At 65.4% G+C, this 21,982-nt stretch carries 15 protein-coding genes; 13 read left to right on the top strand and 2 right to left on the bottom strand.

The genetic code is table 11. The features are described from left to right. Positions 1 to 70: 70 nt before the first annotated feature. On the bottom strand, positions 71 to 1,612 hold the full coding sequence (locus ABEA50_RS23625) for a hypothetical protein (protein ID WP_345497990.1): 1,542 nt from the start codon (positions 1,610 to 1,612) through the stop codon (positions 71 to 73). 202 nt (positions 1,613 to 1,814) lie between these two features. Between ABEA50_RS23625 and ABEA50_RS23620 the strand changes: the two genes are divergently transcribed. The 13 genes from ABEA50_RS23620 to ABEA50_RS23560 all read left to right on the top strand — a co-directional run bounded on the left by ABEA50_RS23620 (position 1,815) and on the right by ABEA50_RS23560 (position 20,055). Beyond that, the gene (locus tag ABEA50_RS23620; protein ID WP_345497989.1) at positions 1,815 to 2,318 is read left to right on the top strand and encodes a YbaB/EbfC family nucleoid-associated protein; all 504 of its coding nucleotides are present in this window, start codon (positions 1,815 to 1,817) and stop codon (positions 2,316 to 2,318) included. Between the two features lie 17 nt (positions 2,319 to 2,335). Further along, complete coding sequence (locus tag ABEA50_RS23615; protein ID WP_345497988.1) at positions 2,336 to 9,112, top strand: WXG100-like domain-containing protein; 6,777 nt, start codon at positions 2,336 to 2,338, stop codon at positions 9,110 to 9,112. A gap of 54 nt (positions 9,113 to 9,166) precedes the next feature. After that, positions 9,167 to 11,782 carry a TrbL/VirB6 family protein gene (locus ABEA50_RS23610; protein WP_345497987.1) on the top strand — a complete coding sequence of 872 codons (2,616 nt, stop codon included), beginning with the start codon at positions 9,167 to 9,169 and terminating at the stop codon, positions 11,780 to 11,782. Beyond that, complete coding sequence (locus ABEA50_RS23605) at positions 11,779 to 12,588, top strand: ESX secretion-associated protein EspG (protein ID WP_345497986.1); 810 nt, start codon at positions 11,779 to 11,781, stop codon at positions 12,586 to 12,588. Before ABEA50_RS23610 ends, ABEA50_RS23605 begins: the two co-directional genes overlap by 4 nt. A gap of 39 nt (positions 12,589 to 12,627) precedes the next feature. Beyond that, on the top strand, positions 12,628 to 12,927 hold the full coding sequence (locus ABEA50_RS23600) for a hypothetical protein (protein ID WP_345497985.1): 300 nt from the start codon (positions 12,628 to 12,630) through the stop codon (positions 12,925 to 12,927). A 137-nt stretch (positions 12,928 to 13,064) separates the two neighbouring features. Further along, on the top strand, positions 13,065 to 14,924 hold the full coding sequence (locus ABEA50_RS23595) for an antitoxin YezG family protein (protein ID WP_345497983.1): 1,860 nt from the start codon (positions 13,065 to 13,067) through the stop codon (positions 14,922 to 14,924). Positions 14,925 to 15,455: 531 nt separating this feature from the next. Further along, complete coding sequence (locus ABEA50_RS23590; RefSeq protein ID WP_345497982.1) at positions 15,456 to 15,761, top strand: type VII secretion target; 306 nt, start codon at positions 15,456 to 15,458, stop codon at positions 15,759 to 15,761. A 99-nt stretch (positions 15,762 to 15,860) separates the two neighbouring features. Continuing rightward, a complete protein-coding gene (locus ABEA50_RS23585) occupies positions 15,861 to 17,186 on the top strand; it encodes a hypothetical protein (protein WP_345497980.1) in 1,326 nt (441 codons plus the stop codon). A gap of 29 nt (positions 17,187 to 17,215) precedes the next feature. Continuing rightward, complete coding sequence (locus tag ABEA50_RS23580) at positions 17,216 to 17,542, top strand: PE domain-containing protein (RefSeq protein ID WP_345497979.1); 327 nt, start codon at positions 17,216 to 17,218, stop codon at positions 17,540 to 17,542. 5 nt (positions 17,543 to 17,547) lie between these two features. After that, positions 17,548 to 18,531 (top strand): PPE domain-containing protein, encoded by a 984-nt coding sequence (locus ABEA50_RS23575; protein WP_345497977.1) that lies wholly within the window; start codon positions 17,548 to 17,550, stop codon positions 18,529 to 18,531. Then, positions 18,528 to 19,340, top strand: a complete 813-nt coding sequence (locus ABEA50_RS23570) for an ESX secretion-associated protein EspG (protein WP_345497975.1) — start codon at positions 18,528 to 18,530, stop codon at positions 19,338 to 19,340. Before ABEA50_RS23575 ends, ABEA50_RS23570 begins: the two co-directional genes overlap by 4 nt. Positions 19,341 to 19,402: 62 nt before the next feature. Next, positions 19,403 to 19,681 carry a WXG100 family type VII secretion target gene (locus ABEA50_RS23565; RefSeq protein ID WP_345497974.1) on the top strand — a complete coding sequence of 93 codons (279 nt, stop codon included), beginning with the start codon at positions 19,403 to 19,405 and terminating at the stop codon, positions 19,679 to 19,681. A gap of 77 nt (positions 19,682 to 19,758) precedes the next feature. Continuing rightward, a complete protein-coding gene (locus tag ABEA50_RS23560; RefSeq protein ID WP_345497973.1) occupies positions 19,759 to 20,055 on the top strand; it encodes a WXG100 family type VII secretion target in 297 nt (98 codons plus the stop codon). 76 nt (positions 20,056 to 20,131) lie between these two features. Here ABEA50_RS23560 and eccE read toward each other — a convergent pair whose 3' ends face one another. Beyond that, entirely contained in the window at positions 20,132 to 21,922 is a 1,791-nt protein-coding gene (gene eccE / locus ABEA50_RS23555) for a type VII secretion protein EccE (protein ID WP_345497972.1), read from the bottom strand. Positions 21,923 to 21,982: the final 60 nt, after the last annotated feature.

The following is a 21,982-nucleotide window of genomic DNA, read 5'->3' as shown; positions in this document are numbered from 1 at the left end:
CATCGTCGGTTGCCCATGGCCTGTGGTCTCCTTCGGTGACGAACCGGCACATCGTTTGCCGCGCGGACGTTTACTCGGATTCGTCATGGGATGACGGCACCGGTTGTTCGTCGGAGGGCGCTACGGGCTCGTCGTCGGATGACCGGTCCTGCTTCTCGGGACGGCGGTTCAGGTGATAGGTGTAGGTCTTGTAGCGCGGGATCTCGTTGCCGGCCTCCTCCCAGCTGAATGTCTCGCGGCCGATGTGGCCCAACCGGATCCTGGTGTCAGCGACTATCGCGAACCCGCTTCGCCTTGCCCGCTCGGAGAAGGCGTAGTCCTCTCCCAGATACCAGTGGTTGTCACCGTCCTCGGTGATCATCGGCAGAAAATACGGCACGGTCGGGTGGCCGAACTGCCTGTTGCAGGTCGGAAGTTGCTCCTGCGCTTCGATCTTCTCGTACACGGCGCGCTTGGTCAGTAGAAAACCCGTCGCGGCATATTTGAGCTCGATCAACCCTCCGCCTCGGCCGAACACCAGCTGTTCGGTACCTGGCTCGAAGTGGACGACCAGCTCGCGCCTGCCCTTTTTCGCGTATATGGCGCACGCCACGGGGAGGTCGAGCGCGCGTAGCCGATTGACCGCATCGAATGGGAAGTCGATATCGGCATCGATCCACATCAGCTCCTCGAAACCGGCCGCGAGCGCGTCGGTGGCCATTTGGCTGCGAGCCTGGTCGATCGCGGAGGAGCCGTACAACCGCCACACCGTATAGCCCTGCCGCTCGAGCTCGAAGAGTCCACGCGCACAGGCGGGTTCGATCTTGTCGGTCACCGGAACCAGAATGACGCAGCGTGCGGGGTCGAGCACGTCCCTGGCGGGGGCTTGCCACGACAGCCGACGTGCCACGAGGCTCGGCGGCTCGGGAAACCCAGCCGGGATACCGCGGTGGACCCATGCGGGTTGCCTGGTCACGCCCTTGCGCGCCAGATAGTCCTCGCATTCCTTCCCCAGGTCCTGCACCCCGGTTTCGCGCACCGCCTCGTACAGCGAACCGGCTCCCTGGGGGCGGGTGTGTCGCACGGTGATCGCATCGATGATGGCGGTCTCACCCTCGTCGAGCATGGCGGTCCACACGAAGTCCATGCCCCACCCGCTCTGGGTCTCGGAGAATTCCGGCAGGGTACGGCGCAGGAACTGGCGCGAAAGACACGGCACGATGGTTTCGACAAAGCTGGTGTAGCGCAGCGTGTATCGGGGATCGACCTTGGTGACCGGGTGGACGATGTGGCTGTCCGCCGAGAGCGCGGGCTGGGCAAGTGACAGCTGGTACTCGGCGCAGTAGTCGAACATCAGATTGATCGTCGCGGTGTCCGCGTCTACGTCATCGTCGGGCAGCCAGATATAGTCGTACTGATCGATCGTGTCCGCCAGCTCGTGGATCAACTGTTGCAGTGGCGGCCATTTGGGTCCCTTCGCAGCGACGCGCACCACATCGGGAACCCTGAAGCGATCGGGATCGTCACCGAAGTAGCTGACGATCAGATCCCAATTCCGGTCCACCGGACCGGCCATCCAGTTCTCGTGCAGCGACGTGTCGCCTGCTCGGACAATAACAAGATTACGTCGCACCGTGTCAGTATTGCACTGTCCGGCACAGTTGCCCGGTGGCCACTGGTTTTGTGCGAAAAGTGCACGCCGCCGCTCCGGTGTCGAATTATGCTCTCCCATAAGGTGTTTCAGCTGTCGGGGAATTGCTACGTGTGCGCCGGCCAGCCCGTTTCGGTGTGCGGGTGGATCGGTTCGGGCATAGAATCAGCCACGGAGGTCGCCGATGAGCAACGAGCGTTTGCAGGCTGATGCCGCGATGATGATGGAGGCGTTGTCTGAACAAATGTCAGGCATCGCCGAGATTCAGCGTGGCCGCGCTCGGCTCACCGCCACCGTAACCGCTTGTGACAAGCGGATATCCGTCACGGTCAATGCCGACGGCATCCTCATCGCGACGAAGTTCGCCGACGATATCAAGGATCTCACCTATGAGGAGATCGCCACGGCGATGACCCAATCCGTGCAGGCCGCGGCCAAGAAGGTGCAGAAACTGAGTCGCGAACTCATGGAACCGCTGCGGGAGCGCAAGGCCAGGCTGCCGCGTTTGTCGGAAATGCTGGATGGTGCACCGGATCTGGGCGAGATGATGCCCACCGTGCCACCGGTCTCCACGAGTGCTCCTGATTCCCCGGAACGCAAACGTGGGGAGGAGGAGGTTCCGCAGATGGTCTACGGCGATGTGGAAGATCTCTCGCCCCGCTCGATTATCAGTGACACCGACCGTTAGGTCGCGGTTCTACCGTCATGGGACTCTATCTGCCACCTGAGCTTCGTTGGCTGGGCTATGTCGCGGGAGCGGAATGGCCCGACGGCGATGAAACCATCATCTGGGAGGTCTCGGATGCTTGGAAGCACACCGCGGCCGCTCTGCGCGCGATCATCCCCGAGATCGAGAGCGCCAAGGGTGAGGCGGTAAGCGCCTACTCCTCCGGGGCTGGCTCCGAGAGCATCGCCGGCATGTTCGACAGCATCCTGAGCGGGGACAGCTCGCTCGAAACCCTTGCCTCCTACATGGATTCGGTGGGCGAGGCCGCTTTCGACATGGGCACCTCGATCCAGGCCGCCAAACTCATGGTGATCATCTCGCTGATCACACTCGCCATCGAGATCGCGTGGGCGTGGCTGTTCCCACCGACCGCACCCGCGGTGGAGGCCGCCGAGATCAGCGCGACGCAGGCGGTCGTGCGATTCCTGGCCAGGATGATCGAAGATCAGATCGTGGCCAGGGTGCTGCGCGTGTTCGGCGAGAAGTTCGCCAACGTGGCCAAGGGCTGGGTGGCGACGATTCTCGAGGCGATGCTGATCTCCGGCGGGATCGACCTGGCCGTGCAGCTCGGCCAGATGGCGGACGGCAAACGAAAGAACTTCGACGGCACCCAATTCGGTACCGCACTCGCGGGCGCCGGCGCCTCCGCCGGGTTAGGAAGGATGTTCGGCAACGCCTTCGGTAAGCAGTCGCTCAAGATGTTCGGCGATATGTCGAATCCGTGGCGGCGCACCGGTCACGGGATGTTCGTCGGCGCCGCGGGCGGCGTATTCGGTAACGCGGTCACCAGCGTCGTCGAGGGTGCCATCAACGGCGACTGGGAAGCGGTCTTCAGCAACGGTGCGGGGTGGGCAGGCGGTGCGGCGCGCGGAGCCATCGGCGGCGGAATACGGGGATTCCGGGGTGGGTTCGGGGCGCCGGGAAACCGGGACTTCGAGGTCCCCTTGGCCAACCTGCATGTGGGCGGAGGCTTCGGGACCAGGTCCGGGGACGATTCTCCCCCGGTGGCCCCGGCCGGATTCGGCGGTATCCGTTCGGATTTCACCTCGAACGGGCACGGTGGCGGAAACGACGGACGGCTGACACCCGGTGGTCCCCCGCCCGTGCGCGCGAGTGGTGACGGTGTGAACTTTGTCGGTAATTCCGGCAATGGCGGCAGCAGGAGCATTCCTGGCTCGGGCAATAATAATTCCGGTTCGGGCAACGGGCGGGGCAATGGGGACTTCGGGCCCAATAACGAAAGGCCGAATGGTCGCCCACCGTCCACCGGTCCAGCGGGATCGAACGGCAACAGGTCTCAGCCCCCGCCGGAGTCGAACCCGCAGGGCGGCAACAAAGGGCCGGCGACGAACAGTAATCCGTCCGGGGGACAACAGAATTCGCCAGGGAACAACTCCAACAACGGCCAGGTTGTTCCTCCCCGTGGCGACCAAGGCGGAGGTAACCAGAAGTCCGATCCGGGCGGGAACTCCCGCGGCGGTGAGCAGTCCTCGTCCAATGGGGGTCCTGCGCGCACGAACGGGCAACAATCCACGCCCAATGGTTCCAACGGTGACCAATCGCAGTCCGGCGGTGGGAATGGCAGGACCGATGGTGTCAGCGGTGGCAGGACCGATGGTGTCAGCGGTGGCAGGACCGATGGTGTCAGCGGTGGCAGGACTGATGGTGTCAGCGGTGGCAGGACTGATGGTGTCAGCGGTGGCAGGACTGATGGTGTCAGCGGTGGCAGGACCGATGGTGTCAATGGGAAGACCGAGGGTCCGGGTGGGAAGTCCGATGTAGTCGGTAACCGGTCCACTACTGGGGGTTCTTCCAACGGCTCCCAGTCCACACCGTCGAAGTCCGGATTCTCTTCGAGCGGCTCTGGTGACGGCGCCGTGCAGCGTCCGTCGCTGCGCATCGATACGAACGTGGTATCCGTGCGGGGCGGCGACGGTCCTCCGGTAAGTCCGCTCACCCCGCGGTCCGGGGTGTCGACCTATGGCGCCGGTGGCGACGTGTCGCCTGTCAGCCCGTTGAGTCCCAGGTCGGCACCGTGGACCAGGATCGACAGCCCGACGCCGGGCGGCTCGGATGTATCGCAGACGAATTCCCCTGTGAACAGGCCGGGTTCGTCGTCCGGCTCGATTTCGTCGGATTCGGGTCGAACGGCAGGCGACAGTTCCTCATCGAGCCGTGCGGGGAACCCGCCGGTCCGGGCTTCGAACCCACCCTCGGGCGAAGGCGGCGGTACCGGGACGCGCAACCCGGTGGTGGCCTCCTCGACGGGATCGGTCAGCAACGGCGCGAACACTCCGTTGGGTGGTCCCCGCTCTCCGGTGAGTGTCACCGGCGATGGATCCTCGACACCCAGCCGACCCGGCAGCCTCGAACAAGGGCAGGGCAGCGGCAATTCCGGCGGTCGTTTGCCCGGCGACGGTCACGGCATTCCGAAGGCCGGTTCCGGATCGGACCGGGCTCCTTTGGCCCCTTACGGGTCCAGGCCCCCCGACCCCAGCCCCTCGGTCTCGCATATCGGCATCGATCCCAGAGGCACCGACCTGCCTTCCGGCCCCCGCGACGGGGCGCGTGGTGACGATCCCACGTGGCGGCGAAATCCCAACGGCACCATCAGCGTTCGACTCTCCGATGGCACCGAGGTGCAGGTTCAGGACGGGATCGTCTTCGTCGGCGTGCGCGGTGATCTCGACGGCGGCGGGACTGTGGGCACGCACAGCTTCGGCAAAGACGGATCGGTACGATTCCCGGGACCGAACGGATCGACCGTCACCGTCAAAGCGAACGGCGATACCGAATACCGGTCTTCGGTCGGTGCGAAGACGAGATACGAGCCCGACGGCACCAAGGTGGAGTCCGCACCCGGCCGTCCCACCGTGGTCAGCCCGCCGGACGGCACCGTGCACACCGTGCCCACCGACCGGCAGGGCTGGGCGAAGAACGACGACGGGAGCTTCACGGTCGTCTCGCACGACGGCACCAACCACACGATCGATTCCGACGGAAATATCGTGGTGCGTCGCCCCGGCGACGACCACGGAATCAAGGTGTCCGCCGAGGACAAGTCGGTTCGGTTCGTCGGCCCGGACGGCCACGAAACCGGCACTCCCGCAGGCAAACCGGGCAAGGGGTCCGGGCAGTTCGACGAGCAGACCTTCGGCCGTCCCGATCGCACCACCCACACTGTGCTGTCCGACGGCGGGGTACGCACCACGGGGCCGGACGGCTCGACTACCACCGTCAAGCCGGACGGCAGCACGGAATTCACCGCCAACGGTCGTACGATCAGGCACGATCCCGAGGGACTTCAGGTCGAATTCGGGCCGGACCGGTCGACCAGGGTCACCGATCCCGACGGCGCCGGCCATACGGTGTCGACGGATCAGCTGACCTGGAACAAGCACGACGACGGCGGCTTCGCGATCAACGCCCACGACGGTACGACCCACGCGATCGATTCCGGGGGTGGCAGCGTACGGGTGGGCCGCGGTGACAACGATCCGCGTCGCTTCACGGTCAATACCGGCGTCGTCGAGGAATCCAGGCCGAATGTGCTCGCCGATTTGGCTTCGCGGGTCGGCATCGGCTCTTCCGGGAAATCCACGGGCCAGTCCGTGGATTTCTTCGGTCCCGACGCCGCGCCGGTCAAGGTCGAGGTCGGCGCCAACGGTTCGGTCAAGCTCACGAACCCGGACGATTCGACGGTCACCATCAGGCCGAACGGCTCGGTGGAATTCGTTTCCGAGGGCGGTGCGAAGACCGGATTCGGTTCCGGCGGTAAGCAATCGGGTGCCAAGTCGAACTGGGAGGACAACCCGGCCACCTGGAACAAGAGCGACGACGAGGTACACGTCACCGCGCCGGACGGCAGGAAATTCACGGTCGACGGCGAGAAGAACATCCGCTTCGGCCACCCTGGCGACCCGGACGGCACGGTCACCGTTACCCGCGATCGTTCGATCGAGATCGACCGGTCCGACACGACAACGCACACCATCGACCCCGGCAACTCGGTGCACACCAAGACTCCCGAGGGCATGATCACCACTGTCAAACCCGACGGCACAACGACATTCGAGCAGACGAACGAGAATGTGTCGCTGACCAAGCCGGATGGCACCCGCGTGCAGACCGGCCCCGACGAGCCGACGGTCGTGGTGCGCCCCGACGGTACGGAGCAGACACTCCAGTCCGATCGCTCGGTGCGCGTGGAAGAGTCCGACGGCACCGTCCACACCATCAACGATGCGGCCAACCCGCTGGGCGGGCGCGAGACGACCTATCCGGACGGATCGAAGTCGACGGTGGCGAAGTCGCCCGACAGCGGCGGTTTCCGGGACCGGATCGGCGGGCCGCGACGGCCCATCGCGGTCGACCTCGTCCGGCCCGATGGCACCGGGCTGGAGCTGAACTCCAAGAACACCATGAAGGTCACCGACCCCGATGGCACCACCTACGAGAAGGATTCGAAGGGCAACGTCACTGTGACGCGCCCCGGCGTGGACGAAGGCAGTGGGAACAAGGTGCCCGTCGATTCGAAGGGCGGCGCCGTCAAGCTCTCCAACGGCGCCACACTGGAGAACACCTCCGACGGCTTCAAGGTCTTCCACGGTGATTCGGTGTCGGAGGTCGGCAAGGGCGGGGTGAAATTCACCGATCTCGAGGGGAATTCGCGGCAGACGCGGCCCGATGGCATGATCGGTGTCACCGATCCCGATGGTTCCGTACGAGAGACTCGCTCCGATGGCGCCGTGCGGGTGACCGGAGAGGACGGGACCTCGCAGGGAGTCCGCCCGGACGGCACGACGTGGACGGTCGACAAGAAGGGCATGGTGCACGTCAACGACCCCGACGGTACTCACCGTGAGCCGGTCGAGCGTGACAGTCTCCATCCTCGGGGCAGCGATCTGACCGGCGTGTTCCGGCAGCGCTGGCAAGAGCCCGCACCGCCTCCCGAGGTGCTGCCGTTTACCCCGCCGCTGGCGCCGCCGAGCGACCAGTTCATCCCGCCGGAAATGCAGCCGGAGTACCCGCCGCCGCCCGAGCCGCCGCCGTGGGATTGGCCGCCGCCGTGGGATTGGGTGCCGCCGTGGGACTGGGCGCCGCCGGGGAACTGGCCGCCGCCCGGAGCCTGGCCGCCGCCGGGGAACTGGCCGCCGCCCGGAACTTGGCCGCCGCCGAACAACTGGACGCCACCGCCGTATCAGTGGAATTCGCCGTGGTCGAGTAACTGGGGCGATTACAGCCCGACACCTCCGGGTGGATCGTCGTCGGGCCCGAATCCGCCTGCCCCGGATCTGTCCGCCCTGGATGAGCTAGCTCGCCAGCTGGCGGGTGGACCACCGAATCTTCCTGGGCCGCCGAGTTTGTCGGGCCCGGATCTGGCGAACCTGGCGAACTTGGCGAATCTGCCTGGATTGTCGAATCTGGGCGGGCTGCCGAACTTGTCCGAGCAGCAGTTGTCGAACATGCTCGATGCCCTTCGCGCCCAAGGACCGGGCGGCTCGCAGGGGCTGCTCGACGACCTGCTGTCGAGGCTGAACGGTGGTGATGGTTCGTCGGGTGGTGATGGTTCGTCGGGTGGTGACGGTTCGTCGGGTGACGATGGTTCGTCGGGTGGTGATGGTTCGTCCGGTGGTGACGGTTCGTCCGGTGGCGATGGTTCGTCGGGTGGTGATGGTTCGTCGGGTGGTGATGGTTCGTCCGGTGGCGATGGTTCGTCGGGTGGTGATGGTTCGTCGGGTGGCGATGGTTCGTCCGGTGGTGACGGTTCGTCGGGTGACGATGGTTCGTCGGGTGGTGATGGTTCGTCGGGTGGTGACGGTTCGTCGGGTGGTGATGGTTCGTCGGGTGGTGATGGTTCGTCGGGTGGTGACGGTTCGCCCGGTGGTGACGGTTCGCCCGGCCTGGCTGCGTTGCGTGATTTGCTGCGCAGTCTCAACGGTCTCACCGGAACCGGCGGGCTCTCCGGCTTAGGTGATCTGTCTGCGAATCCGGCCACGTCGGCACTGCTCGACGCTCTCACCGGCCAGAATTCGATGGCGGGGCTGTCCGCCGAGGAAATGCTGAATTCGTTGGGCCAGAATCCATCCGACGCCACGAATGGTCCTGGCACAACCACGGATCCTGGCGGCGACGGTTCGTCCGGCGGGGACGGATCGGGTTCGACCGACGGACTGGGCTCGGGCTCGCTGTCGGATTCCGGCGGGACATCGGGTGGGTCCGGCGGGTCGGGGACGTCGGGAACCACGGACGGGCTCGGAGGGACCGAATCCGGGGGTCCCGGTGCGGAGTACGGACCCGAGGCGTCCAAGTCGATGGCAGATGTCACCAATGAGGGCGGGGCCGCGCATGGATCCCCCGGCTCGACCGGGTCTGGTACCGAGGATTCCTCACCGAACAACAATGACCAGAACGCGAACAACCCGACCTCGCCGTATGGCCCTGCGCCCCACGGCATGGGCATGCCGCCGGGGGCGGGTTCGGCTGCTGGCGCTCAACCACCGGCGGAGCAGGCGAAGCGACCGGATCGGAAGAAGGATCGTAAGAAGAACGATCGGCGAAAACGCAAGCCGCCCAGGGTATTGCTCGCGCCGTCGCCGGATGAGCAAGTGGAGCCCGTGAGTCCCGAAGCTGATGTGGACGTCAAGTTCACCATGGGCGATTCCAATGGCGCTCAGGCAGATTCGCGAGACAAGACGAAATCGAAGCCGACAGCGGTGCGGACGGCTCCCGACGGCGAGCCACCCGGAGCCTGACCATGCCAACAGGCTTCACCGAACGTAGTGATCTTATGAGGGAGATGGAAGAAAATGGCTGATGGCAGCGGCAGCGGCAGCGGTAGTGGCAGCGGCAGCGGTAGCGGCGGCACACCGACTGGCGGGCCGACCGATACGACCTCCCAGGACACCTCGGACTGGTCCAGTCTGCACGACCAGGCCAGTAACGGTGGCCTCACCATCAATGGCGAGATCGCCGTCGCCGACAAGGTTTTCTGGGACAGTGCGGCGGCTTGCAATGAGCTGATCAAGCAGCTGGATTACTACAAAAAATTCCTGCGCGATGACAATAAACTGGATGCTCTCGAGGCTATATCGAACGAGTCCGGTGGCGTCCAACTCACCCAAGTTTTCAACCAAAAAGGCGCAACCATATACAGCGGGATCGAAGGCTTGCAGAATATCCTGACGAATATGGAGAATACCTTTATCGCGGCGCTGAAGGCCTATCGGAAGTCTGACGACATCAGTGCCGATTCCTTCGGGAATGTGAAGAACGATCCTGGCACTCGTAAACCACCGGGAGAATCGGACGTCGATTTCACCGGTTCCAACGATATGCCGGATGCCCCGACGACTCCGACGAATCACGACACCAATCAGTCCGTATTCATCTCCGACGCATCTTCCTGGGGATTCGACGGATTCTTCCAGTTGGGTGAAGCGATCGAACCCAACATTTTCAGCACGAACTTGGCTGGGACCCTTTACACGTGGATGGGAAATCAGATGGGCAGCGATATCTCCGCGCTGACCATGCAGCTGGCGAATATATCCGACGACATGTGGAGTGGTACCGGCAAGGACGCGGCTATCGCGGCGGTGCAGCGTTTCGAGGACGGCTCGAAGGCGTTCGGCGACAGCATCAACGAGCTGGCCAGTGTGCTGCAATACACCTCGGGCTGGCTGATGGCCACAGGTACACGTATGCCCCATTGGTCCTACAGCGATTATCGGAACGGGAGGGGCGTGCCACACATCAGATATGTCGACTGCACGCTCCAGAAATGGCGGGGTGGGTACCTCGATGTCTACAACGAGAAATACGTAGAAGGTATAAAGGGTGCGCTCAATGCGCTTCCGTACATCACGGTCCTCGGCTCGGGTACCGGTAATGCCGACTCCAGCGGTTCCAACAGCGATAGCGGCAGTGGTAGCGGGAGTGGTAGCGGCAGCGGGAGTGGTAGTGGCAGCGGGAGCGGTAGCGGGAGTGGCAGCGATAGCGGGAGTGGCAGCGATAGCGGTAGCGGGAGTGGTAGCGGCTGGAGTGGTAGCGGCAGTGACTCCGGCTACGGGGCCGGTTATTCCGCGGGTTACTCTGCGGGTTACGCCGCTGGCGAGGCGGACCAGAGCGGCGGCGGCAGTGGCGGCGGCAGCGGGAGCGGCGGCTATTCCGAAGGCTATTCCGCCGGTTACTCCTCGGGCTATTCCGACGCCGAGGGCGCAGGCGGTAGTGGATCCGGCGGCGGAAGTAGCTACGGCGCTGGCAGCGGCGGCGGCCCCGGTCCCGGCACAGGCAGCGGTGGCGGCTACGGTCCCGGTCCCGGCATAGGCAGCGACAGCGGCAGCGGCGGCTCCTCCGGCGGCAGTGAAAGCGGCGGTTACGGACCAGGGCCCGGTGCGGGGGACGCGAGCGGTGGCGGCTACGGGCCCGGACCCGGCGTCGGCTCCTACGGCGGCGGTGAAAGCGGCGGCGGTTCGGGACCAGGCCCTGGAGCCAACTACCCGGCCGCAGGACCAGGTGGTGGCAGCGGCGGCGAATACGGTGGGTCGGCGGGTTACAGCTCGGATTCCGGCAATGGTGACGGTTCGAATTCCGCCGACCTCGCGTCCGCCTATGCGGCGGGCTACTCGGCGGCGATCGCCGCGTACAGCGGGGCTTATGGCGACGGCAGTGGGTCGGGCTACGGTAGTGGGTCCACTTACGGCAGTGGGTCCGGTTATGGGAGTGGGTCCGGTTATGGCAGTGGCTCGGGTTATGGCAGCGGATCCGGCGACGGCAGCGGATCCGGCGACGGCAATGGTTCGGGTTCGGGCGGCTCCGGTGACAACGGTTCGGGATCGGGTGACTCCGATGGCAGCGGCAGCGGCTCCGACTACGCGGACGGCTATTCGGCCGGTTACTCCGCTGGTTTCGAGGACGGCGAGGAAGTAGGCTCCTCGGGCGCTTACACCAGCGGCCTGGAAGCCCTTTCCGCACTGGCGGGCCCCATCGGCAATGCGGCGTCGAGCATCCTTCCCTCCGTCCTCAACGCTATGAACTCGGGCATCGGCGATGTAGGCGGCGCTATCGGCGAAGCGGTGAGCAGCATCGGCGCGGGTCTCGCCAATGCTGGCGAACAGCTGGGGACGGCCGGTCAAGAGCTCGGATCAGCGCTCGGATCAGCGTTGGAAGTTCCGGCCGGTCCGCCGGACGTATCGAAATTGTTCCCAAGGGCGAGCATCGCGGACGTGCCCGATACGACCGCCCCGCCTACCGATCAGCAGCAGCATGGCGGCAGCCCGATGATGGGTCCCGGTCCCGGTATGGGTGGCCAGCAAGGCGGCGGGTCGAAGGAACACAAACGGGCGAAATATCTGGATGGCGACTCGAATCTCGATGAGATCCTCGATCCGGTCGACAAGGTGAGGCCGGTGATCGAGCCGTGAATCTCTCGTGGCATTTCACCGGTATCGAGTTTCAGGTGCTCTGCGAAAAGTACCGTAGCGGCGCCATGCCGACCCCGCTGTTCTATACGCTCGACGAGCCCATGACGCTCGACGAGTCCGCACAGCTGAAGGAGAAGACCTGGGAGGAGCTGCGGGCGAAGTGGGATCCGACCTGGGACGCGATGATCGACGTCATGGTTTCGCCCGAGATATATATCCGGCTTCGTGGCTGGGACGAGCTGGATATGGACAACGGCCAGAGCCGCATCTATATGCACTTCGCCCGCAGCGGCGCGCAGGCCTTCAAATTCGAGCAGAAGCCGGGAAAGACCTTCTGGCATACCGAGGGCTTCATCGTCACCGAATGCGATCCGCGTGATCTCGCGGGTGCGGTTGTCCGGTCACTGCCCGAGGTCGACGCGGGGCGCATGTCCAGCACCCCGGTCGTTACCGATCCGCAGGACCATATCGGTCACGGTGGCGGCAGCTTCTTCAAGGACGAGGACGACGAAGACACACCCGCGAGGGCTTCGGCGAAATTCTTTGAAAGGCGTGCTGACCTGACCGGAACCGTTCTCATTGTGCAGGGACGCTCGAAATTCGGCCCGCGTGGCATTCACGAGACGAAGCTGCTGTGGCGCGACGTGATCGGGGACGGACGTTATGTGATGGCGATGGATGATGCGCCGATCGCGGTGGCAACTGGGCGGCAGCAGTTCGCCGACCGCATCCAGAAGCACATCGATAATTTGATGCAGCGGCTGGACACGCACTGGGAGGCCGGGCATCCGGAGGACCGTTTCTGATAATGCGAACGCAGCTGCTCATGATGGAAGGAAATTCCGATGCCCGATAATGTACCGGTAGAGGTCGATACCGCGAAGCTGCACAATGTCGCCGGGACGATGATCAATATCTCCGGCCGTGTGGGAGAGATAGTGTGGGGCTTGAAGAACACGCTGAATGCCAAGGGCTATCCGTGGGGCCACGACAACTACGGCGACAAGTTCACCGAGGGCGAGGAGGGGTACTCCACGTCGAGCAAGAATCTGTTGAACGGTGCGGACAACATGGTCACCTCGCTCGCGCAGTTCGGCAATGGCATGGGTGACGCGGCGAACAAGATGGACGATATGGATACTTGATTCCCGCGGTCACGTGGCGGACGGGACGCGCGCAGTGCGCGTCACACCGTCGTCTGGCGTGACGATTACATGCACGGCAAACTCGGCCATGTCTGTGATGACGCACGTCCGTCGCAGTGATGAGGAGGCAGTACCCCATGAACCAGCCGCAACAGGACTCCGCCGAGGGCGGCAATGCTCCTGACGTCGATTTCAGCCTGAGCGGTTTGGCGTCCTCGGCATCGCCGGGGCGGAAATCGACGCCCGACCCCGGTACTTCCGACACGGCGACCCCCGACGCGTCGGCGCAGGATGCTCCGTCCGCGGCCGGGACAGCGAAGTCGGCCGCAGCGGGTAAGTCGGCGGGAGCGAAAAAGTCGGCCGCAGCGGGTAAGTCGGCCGGAGCAAGGAAGTCGGCCGCAGCGGGTAAGTCGGCCGGAGCGAGCAAATCGGCCGCAGCGGATACATCAACCGGGCCAGACCAGTCGGCCGGAGCTGATCAGTCGGCCGGAGCGCAAGCAACTGCGGCAGTAGACGACTCGGCCGCGTCGGCGGGCGAGTCCCTCGTCGACGAGGAGGCCTCGTCCCCGATCGAGGAGCAGGCGACCGAGCTCACGCACAAGATCGCGCGTGAGCTCGCCGTCGCCGGTCCTGAGGGATGGCGACGACTGGAGGGATACTTCGCGATCACGGTCGGGGGCGGAGTGACCTACACGCTGTACTACGACGACGCCGACCGGGTGGCCAGGCTCGAACCGTCCGAGGAGATCATCGAACTGCTCCAGTTCCACCGTGAGGTATCGGCCAAGCTCGGTGACGGTCCGTGGTGGCGGATGGTCGTCGAGCTCGATGCCGGCGGCGAACTCCAGGTCGACTACGACTACGGCGACGAGCCGTTCCCCGAGGACCAGCTCCTGGTGCCCGAAGCGTATCTTGCGGATTTGCAGGCGTTTCCGCGCGAGCGGGTGCCGGTCTGGTTGGCGGCGTATATCGGTCACGACAACCGGCAGTGGCGCTCCCCGCAGCTGGCGGGGACGCAGGCGAGCGCGGACCGGGACGCCGGTGTCGCCGCGGTGCGCTCCACCGACGATTTCCCCGCGTTGCCCGTGCTCTGGGCACGCTGGGCGACGATCGCGGCGGCCTTCGTGGCCATCGGCTCGGAGTGGGGCCCGCGAATCCTGCCCGCACTCGGCGTTTTCGAGGGTTCCTCGCGCAGTGGAGCCACGTTGTACGTACTGCCAGGCGGTCGCGCGGTGCTGTCGGGTGGTGTGTGGAACTCGCCCGAACTCGATGCCGCGTATAACGACGGTGCCCCTATGCCGGGTCTTTACTCGGGTGCCCCCGCCTGGGTAGCAAATCAGGTGCTCAATCCTCGGGCAGCGCGCGGCCTGCTGTCGTTCTGCTACTGGTGGGAGCAGGGCAGCTGGTTCCGTGGCGAATCGGCGGCTGCGGACCTGATCAGTGCGGCGGTCCCCGGTGTGTGGTCGGCGCAGACCGTGGCCGATGTGGTCTGCGGTGTGGTGAGCTCGGACCCGAGTGCACAGCAGCGCTCGGCGGCGGCCGACTTGGTGGCCGCCGCGGAAGCCGGTGTGGTGACTCGCGATACGCTGACGGCCCTGTTCGACAACCCAGACGACGACATCGTCAGCGCGTTGTATCAGCTGTCGCTGGCCGGTTTGGTGACGGAGCTTCCCGAGGAACTGCCGCGTGAGCGTGCGATCGCCCTGGTGGGAGAACACATTCTCGGCCTTGGCATCGACACCTCCAGCTATCCGGTCGAGGAGTTGGTCGCCGAGCGGCTGAGTGTCGGCTGGATGGTCTTCGTGCCTACCCAACCGGGCGAGATCGCCATCGGCCGCGCGATCTTCTACATCGCGGATGACGGAGTCATCGAACAGTCCTCGTCCTCGACCGCGCCGTCCAGCTACGCGGAGGGCTTCGAGGATCGCTTCTACCTGCGGCAGACCGGTGCAGCAGGCGATTTCGAGAGTGGTCGAGAGTCGACCGATATCACGTGATGGGTACGACGGCGGTCGCTGTGCGAGGCGAATAAACAGTCCGGTCGGTAGGAATTACCGAACTGTGTCCGGGGGTGCCGGAGACGGAACCGGTGGACGGCCGCGGCGGCCGTGCGTCGACGGCCATGAGGGACGGGTGTTTTCAGCGACCAGTGGTGGTCGCCCGGCTGCGGGAGCGTACCGATGACCGTGGAGGTCGAAGCGGTACGCCGCTGTATTTCGATCTGGCGGATTATATTTCGTTGTCGGCCGTTACGGCATAGTTCCAAAACCTTCTGGTAGCAACAGTATTCATGGCCCGGTGCGACAAGCTCGGTGACCGAACCGAGTCGGGCCTATTCATTTGACGTCCGGATTGCGTTCCCGTGAATACTGCGAGTTCGTGAATTCTGCTGTGAATCGCCTGGTTCGTGCTTTGAGTGCATTTTGTTCGCACAGTCGGGGGGCATTCGGGTGTCCCTCGTGTGGCGGGATGCGGTCCGGCTCGTTAACATAAGTTGATCCAATGCCCTTACCAGAGCGGGGAATTCGATGGATCGTTTTACGGCAACACCAGAAGCCATCCGCGGATACGGAGACGCTTCGGCGGCGATGGCGACCACCGTCGCCACGGTCGGCAATGTCGACCAAGTAGCCACCGTCGGCGCTGCGGTCCCGGTATTCGGCCTGATCGGCCAGGATTTCCTGGCATCGTTCGCCTATGCCCAGGCCAACCACATCTCGTCGGTGAACGAACTCGCCGCCGTGCATGCGGGTTCGGCGTTGACCGCGTACCAGAGCGCGGATCGTTACCAGAACACCGACGGTGCGTCGGCGGCCGAGCTGGGCTCGGTCTGAGTCGTGAACGCGCCACTCGACCCGAGCGTTTCGGATCTGCTACGGGGTAGCTCGCTGGCGCCCATGCTGGATCAACCGGTCAGTCATATCCTGCAAAGCATGGGGCTGCCACAGTTACCCAACCTTCCTCCCACACCGCCACTTCCGGGACTGCCACCGATGCCGGTGATCGATCTGGCCGCGATCGTCCGGCCGTTGACGGATCTGGTCTCCAGCTTCGGCACCGGGCAATTCGGCTCAGCCGGAGCGAATCCCGTGACAACGGATGCGTCTGCGGCGGTGGATACTTCGGCGCGAGCCGTTCCACCGGGCACCCCTGCGAATGCGCCCGTCTCGGGGCTGCCCGCGCCGGCTGCCCCCGACCCCACCCAGGTGCTGGAGGCCATCAGCACCGGCCTTCAGTCCGTGACGCAGCTCGGCACCTCCGCGCTACAGGTGGTGATGCAGCTGTGGCAGGGACCCGGTTCGGAGCAGGCGGCCAAGACGGGCGCCGAGGCGGCTTCGTCCGGCACCGAGCTGGTCGGCCAGAGCACGGGCCAGAAGGCCGTCCTCGGCGGCGGCGCGACATCGGTGTTCACCGGCGCCGGGTTGATGGCCCAGGTCATGGGCAAGTACGCGACCACGGCCGCGGTCACCGCGCCGTTCCTTGCCTTACCGGGCGGACAGGTCTTCTTGCTGGAGGCGACCGCCGAGGCGATCACCGAAGCGCTTGCGGTGGTGGCGAAGACGCGCGTGGAGATGGTGGCGCACTCGACCGATATGACCCAGGTCGGTACGAAGGTGAAGGTCACCTCCGCGCCCACCGGTGTCGGCACGACGTCGGCGGACTCGTCGAGCGTTGACCTGCAGCAACTCATGCAGCTGATCTCGCCGGTAGGTCAATTACTCGGCACCGCGGCGCAATCGGTGTCGCAGCTCGCGCCGATGGCGAAGTCGCTGAGTACCGTCAAGACCGCCGAATCCGTTGATGCCGTGGACAACAGCGCTGAGCTCGGTGATTCCGACAGTGCGTCCGATCAAGGCGGATCGGGCTACGGTGGGGGAGCGTTCGGCGGTGGCGGTGGCCTTGCCCCCGCGGCGCCCCTGGGGCCGCCCGCATCGTCGACGGGCAAGCTGGCGGGAAGCTCGTCCTTCGGTGCGGCCGCCCCGCAAGCGCTCGCTGCCGAGCCGACCGTGAACTCGACGCCCGCGAACGCCTCATCCAGTCCTGGAATGATGCCGATGTCTCGCGCGGGCGCCATGGGTGGCGCGGGTGCGGCACGGGCAAAAGAGGCCCGCGAGGACGGCACGCCCGACAATCTGGTGACGAGCTCGAACGGCGATGAGCTCGTCGGTCCGCCGCAAGGTGCTTCGCTACCCGTGGTCGGTGCGCTCGCGCATCCGCAGGCCACCGAGGCGCCGCCGGACAAAGAGTGGACATTCTGATGGTTTTCCCACCCGATTGCGAGGACGCCATGACCGATAACGGCTTCAATGGAGTGTATTTCGACCCGCAGGCGGCCACCGATGCCGCCGGTCGGCTCGACGCGCTGGCCCAGCGCCTACAGGACGATCTGGGGGCGGGTGAGGCCTCGCTCGCGGTGCCCTCGGCGGGCGTCGACGAGGTTTCGGTGCGCGCGGCGGGCACGATGAACGAGGTCGCGGGCTCATTCTCCACCAGTGCCGCCGAGGGAGTTCTCGAATTGCGGAAGCTGGCAGCCTCACTGCGGGCCCAGGTCGCTCACTTCGGTCGGCTCGAAGACGACAACGTCACCGGGATCCGATCCGCGAGGACGGCGTAGCCGCGATGATGGAACCACCGCAGCCAGGGTTCACCAGGGTGTTCTGGGAAGCGCGCGAGCCGGACCGGCTCGCGCGGGATCTCGGTACCGGCCCAGGCCCCATTCCGATGGCGGAGGCCGGTGCCCAGTGGGCACGTCTTGCTGTCAGCTTCGGGGCCGCGCTTGTCGAATACGATGCGGTTGTCCTCGCGCTGCGCGGCGCATGGGAGTCGGCGTCGAGCGCCGGTGTGCACGACCGGATTTCGGCCCTGCGCGACTGGCTCGCCGATGCCGCGCAGGCAGCCGCCGCCAACGCCGCGAAGGCGGAAGAGCACGCGGCCGCCAATGAGTTGGCGCGACTGACCATGCCGAACATCGCGGATATCGAGTCGATCTTGCAGGCGCAGCAGATGCTGCGGCAGATCGGCATCGCGCTCGGCGCACCCGTCCAGGCGATCGCCGCGGTGACCGACACCGACTCCGATGTCGCCAAGACCACGGCGTCGCGGGTCATGCGCATCTACGAGGCGGCGACCGAACCGCTTGCCACCCCGTGGATACAGGCTTCTCCTCCGGTGCTGACCGCGGGCACGGCGCTGGCCGCCGAGCAGTCCGGTGGGCCGGCGCCACGGCTGCCGATTCCTGAGCGCATGTCCGCGCTGCCCGCCGGGTTCTCGCCCCCGGCCGTCTCGCTACCTCCGATCAAGACCGCGTATGTCGCACCGTCCTATACCGACTCCACCAAAGACAGCGTGGTCCCACAACGAGCCCCGGTCCAGGCGGCCGCCACGGCGGGCCAGCTCCCCGCGGGCCCGATGCCCGGCGGTGTCGGCGCCGCGGCGGCGGGGGCGCCCGGCACCCAATCCGAATCCGAGCATCGCGCCGGACACGCCGTCGAGGGTGCGGACCCGATCGACATCGCCAGCGGAATCCTCAGCGCCCCTGCTGTTCTCGGCGGATCACCCGCGACGGCCGCGTCTGCGGCCGTCCCATCCGGGGAGGCGTCATGACGACGCTGACCAACGACGGTCTGTTCGCGGTGGCCGAGCGTCTCGGGGTGCAAACCCTCCCCGTGGTACTCGCCGTTGTGCCGCAGCATGATTCGTATGACGAATGGCTTGCTGTACAACAGGAGACCGTCGCGGGTCTGACTTCCGCCGGAGTCTTCGACACCTACGGCGAGGTGAGTTCCGAACTGGCGCAGGCGCTGTTCGTGCTCGCGCAGCCGGATCGGGAACTGGTGGTGCGTATCTATCGCACCGCGACGGATCCCGAGCTGCCCGCCGATGTCACGCGAGTGTGCCTGGCGCTGCGGGGGGATGACCACGCGATCGCGGTCCGCGTCGGCGACGACTTCGATGTGCGGCCGATCTGGTCCGATGGGTCGGGGGAGTCGCTGGCCCGTCCGCTACTGTCCGCACTCGGCGCGTGTGCCGCGGCGAAGATACCGGATTTCAGCGTGCTGTCGGAGGACTTGAGCGAACGCCTCAGCGCCGCGAGCACGGTCACCGAGTACACCGACGCCTGCTATGCCCTCGGGGTGCCCGATCGCGAGGCGTCGATACTCGGGCTCGCGTTCGAATCCTGTACCGCCTATGCCGAAATCGCGATCTACGATCACGAGGACGGCGTCACCACCCGCGCGCCAGGCGCGGTCGCTATCTACGACACCGGCCGCGGTCGGATCGTCGCAATACCGGGTATCGCACCGGACCAACGGTCTTGGTCGACGGTCACATCGGGCACAGATCACCGAATCGCGCAGGCGGTTTCGGCTCTGACAGAAATGCTTCCCGAGGGAAGGTGGCAGCGACACTAATTTTCTCGAGGAGATCGTATGGGTCTCCGAATACGCGGTAATCATCATGAGAGGCTGGAAAAATGGCAGGAAAAGTTCAACTCGGCGTAGCCGAAATCGATCAGGTATCGGGCGATATGGAGACCTCGATCAACACGGTTCGCAGCCACATCCAGAGAATTGAAGAGGCTGCCGACACTGTCAGGGCCGGATGGCGTGGTGATGCGAACGACTCGTTCATCAAGTCGGCCACCGAGTGGCACGACGAGGCGGAAAGGCTGAAGGCGATTCTGACCGCGATGCAGGCCGCGGTCGTCGACGGTAAGGCGAGGCTGCTCGCGATGGACGCGTCGAACGTCTGATCGTGGTCGCACGGTATCGCTCCGGTACCACGGTAGCCACACAATAATTCGAACCCAGTTACTGGAGGAGTATTTCCATGAGTGACCTTCTTTACGACCCCGCAGCCATGACCACCCTGCACGATGATCTGGAACACGCCGGCTCACAGCTGACGGCGGAGGGACAGAACCTCGACGGCATCGCCAACAAGTTCAGTCAGGCGCTGATCGGTGACAATGCCAACGCCAATTTCAACGTGACGTACAAGAATTGGAGCACGGAGTTCAGCGACACCCTGGATGTGCTGGCCCGGCTGAAAAACTCGGTCGAGGAGGCGCTGCACCGGGCGCTCAAGGCTGATTCCGCAGTCGGTGATGGCTTCAACGTAATGTGATCTTGCGGGTAGATATACTCGAGTTCGGCCGGTCGGGCAGCTGCCCGACCGGCCGAACTATTGGTACCGGTAAAACTCAGCGGGTGGCGAGCGATTCGCCGATGTACTTGATCTCGTCCGGTGTGGTGACCATCTGAACCGTGGCCGAATCGGTCGCGGTGCGGACGGTGATCGTATTCGGCCGCGAAGGATCCTGGGACAGGGTGACATCGGCATCGAACGCGTCCGCGGGGCCGTTCTCGTCGTGGATATACAGGATCGTCGCGCCGCCGGGCAGCGCGGTGGGTGCGACGCCATCGAACACCACGACCGTCGTCGCGGGATAGGGGCTGCCCGGCTGTACCTCGGGTGCGGGCGGATGGTGGCTCGCGGCCGCCGACTGCGGAGCGAGCGAGAGCGAGCCGGGTGCTGCCACGTTCGCGACCATGGTGTTCCACGCATCAGGGCGCACGGTGCGTACCACGGTGTGCGCACCGAGTGCGATGGCGCGCAGCACCACCTGCTGGGCAAGGTCGAGCTTGCCGATGACCTCGAGATGCCGTGTGCCCTCACCGATCAGTGGCACCGCGATACCTTGGCCGGTGAGATCGGCGCCGATCAGCTGACCGCATCCCGCGGTGGGTACGGAGAGCCCGTCCAGCGCGTCCAGCGGGCCGCGGTGGTCCTCGTGGGATTCGCCACGCGGAGTGGCAATGGGCAGGCTGTCGAGGAGCGCGCGCAACTGCTGGCCCGGCAGGAGGCGCAGGCCGGGCACCGGTGGTTCGGCGGGTTCGTCGAGAGTGTCGAAGCGCGCCAGGGCGTGCAGGGCGATGGTCGGCTGGCCCGCGCCGTCGCGTCCCGGCCGCGTCTGCTGCGGTCGCAGCCGCACCGTGATGGTGGTCGACAGGCTCGGCGCTGCCCACAGATCGGCGAACCCTGGCGAGGCGATCAGGTCGCGGCCGATCGCGTAGCTGGTCAGGTGTAATCCCTGAAATTCCAGCGTATTCGGGGATTCGGCGAGCTGGTCGGGTGTGATGCCATGGGTGAGTTGGTGTACCGCGCCGTTGATTTCACCGGCTGTCAACACCGATGCCGTGATGTCGTGCACGGCAAGCCGATTGGCGACCCTGCGAGTGGCGATCACCGCCGAGCGCAGCGCACCCGCCCCGCCGCCGCCTCGGTTGTCGACGGCCTCCGCATTGGCCAGCGGATCCAGGCGAAGCACGAGCCACACGGTGCGGCTCGCGATTGCGGGCAGGGGGCCGAGAATCCGGTCGTAGATCCCGGCGACGGCACCGTTGCTCGCGGTGCGCGCACCGTTGCTGATGATGTCGATCGAGTCGAGTGTGATGTCGAATTGCCCGAGGCAGTTGGCGATTTCGCTGAGCAAGAGTTCCTGTCGCGAACCGAGTGAGCCGGGGTGCAGCCGGGTCATCGAGTCCGGCGGTGGCTCGATGCGCAGCATGGTGATCAGCCGGTCGTCATCCCAGCGCACGCCATAGCTGCCCCCCTCGGGCAGTGGCACATCGAAGGCCTCCGGTGGCTCCGCGCTCGGATCGCGCCGCCACCGGTTCCACCGGAAAGTCATGGTGCCGGCCGCGATCGCCGACAGCGAGCGCGGATACCGCTTGCGGATCGGTACAAGACCCACCACGGCGACCACTACGCCGATGAGCGCCGCGAACGGCACCCGAAATGCGGTGGCGATCCACGCGGCGATCCCGGCAAGTAGCAGCATCGGGATGACATGGCGCAGCGGAAGGTCCCGGAACACCCAGAAATCCTGATCGTGCAGTGTCAGCGGGGTGCGCGCGGCGCGGTTCGCGTTCGGAATTCCGGAGTCCGGGGTCTCCTCAGGACCCGTGTACATCATCGATTCTTCGGACATCGTTACCGGTCTTCCTATATCCGTTCACGAGAACATGCGAAACCGGCGGCTACGACCCAC

The organism is Nocardia callitridis, assembly GCF_039543305.1.
GTDB lineage: Bacteria > Actinomycetota > Actinomycetes > Mycobacteriales > Mycobacteriaceae > Nocardia > Nocardia callitridis.
The sequence above is the reverse complement of the archived record's forward strand: the minus strand, read 5'-3'. Positions and strand labels throughout refer to the sequence as shown.